This window comes from Paenarthrobacter sp. CM16 (assembly GCF_013179505.1).
Classification (GTDB): domain Bacteria; phylum Actinomycetota; class Actinomycetes; order Actinomycetales; family Micrococcaceae; genus Arthrobacter.
The window spans coordinates 1-1,507 of the sequence record NZ_JABMCX010000522.1; the positions used below are offsets into that span (position 1 = coordinate 1).

At 62.9% G+C, this 1,507-nt stretch carries 2 protein-coding genes; both read right to left on the reverse strand.

What is annotated here, in order from left to right:
• On the reverse strand, nucleotides 1-343 hold a 343-nt coding region (locus HP499_RS24130), incomplete at its 3' end, for a tryptophan synthase subunit alpha (RefSeq protein WP_172326553.1).
• Nucleotides 343-1,507: tryptophan synthase subunit beta (trpB, locus tag HP499_RS24135; RefSeq protein WP_172326554.1), on the reverse strand; the 1,165-nt coding region annotated here is incomplete at its 5' end. The genes trpB and HP499_RS24130, both read right to left, overlap by 1 nt.

A 1,507-nucleotide genomic window follows, 5' to 3' on the forward strand; every position in this document is an offset into this window, starting at 1 on the left:
CGCCCATGCGCATCACCGGGTTCCAGTACGTCATGACCAGGACTGCCGCATCAGTGGCGGCAGTAATTCCGGCGACAACGTCGAAAACGTTGGTCACTCGGAATCCGTTGGCGATCGCTTCGGTAGTGGCGGCCTGGATGACCGGGCCGTCCATCACGGGATCGGAGTATGGGATACCGATTTCGATCAGGTCGGCGCCGTTGCGGGCCAGGGCAATGCCGGCCTCGATGCTCTCCTGCACAGTGGGGTAGCCCGCGGGGAGGTAGCCCACCAAGGCTGCGCGGCCTTCGGACGCGGCGCGATCAATGGCGGCAGCGGATTTGCTGGCGAATTCTTCAGTCATCAGTTCTGGTCCTCATCGACATCCACGGCTGCTTCGGAAGTGCGCTCAGTGGGTCCCTTGGGCTTTCGCGTGGACAAAGTGGTGCCCTTGACGTGCCCTTCCTCATCGAGCATGTTGAACCAGGCCGCGGCAGTCTCCACGTCCTTGTCTCCACGGCCGGAGAGGTTGACGATCACCGTGACGTCGGAAGGGTTGTCCTTGCCCTCAGTCAGGCGATGGCCGATCTTGATGGCACCGGCCAATGCATGCGAGGACTCGATGGCGGGAATGATGCCCTCGGTCCGGCAGAGGAGGCTGAAGGCGTCCATCGCTTCGGTATCCGTGACGGCCTCGTAGGAGACGCGCCCGATGTCTGCCAGGTAAGAGTGCTCGGGACCCACACTGGGGTAGTCCAGACCAGCGGAGATGGAGTGGGATTCAATGGTCTGGCCGTCTTCGTCCTGCATGAGGTAGGACCGTGCGCCGTGCAGCACGCCGGGCCGGCCCAAGGAGATGGCAGCAGCATGGCGGCCGGTTTCGACACCTTCGCCACCGGCTTCAAAGCCGTAGATCTTCACGGAGGCGTCATCAAGGAAAGCGTGGAACAGGCCGATGGCGTTGGAGCCACCACCGATACATGCAGCGATGGCGTCGGGGAGTTTGCCCGTCTGCTCCAGGATCTGGCTGCGGGCTTCTTCGCCGATGACCTCGTGGAAGTAGCGGACCATGGCAGGGAACGGGTGGGCTCCGGCTGCCGTCCCCAGAAGGTAGTGGGTGTGCTCAACATTGGAGACCCAATCCCGAAGGGCATCATTGATGGCGTCCTTGAGGGTCTGGGAGCCGTTGGTCACGGGAACCACTGTTGCACCGAGCAACTGCATGCGGGCCACGTTCAAGGCCTGGCGCCGGCAATCCTCGGCACCCATGTAGACCACGCACTCCAGGCCAAGCAGAGCCGCGGCCGTTGCGCTGGCAACACCGTGCTGCCCTGCACCCGTTTCGGCAATCACCCGGGTTTTGCCCATGCGCTTGGCGAGGAGGGCCTGGCCCAAAACGTTGTTGATCTTGTGGGATCCTGTGTGGTTCAGGTCTTCGCGCTTGAGGAAGATGCGTGCTCCGCCGGCGTGCTCGGAGAAGCGCTTGGCTTCGGTGAGCAAAGAGGGCCTGCCGGAGTAGTTCTTGTTG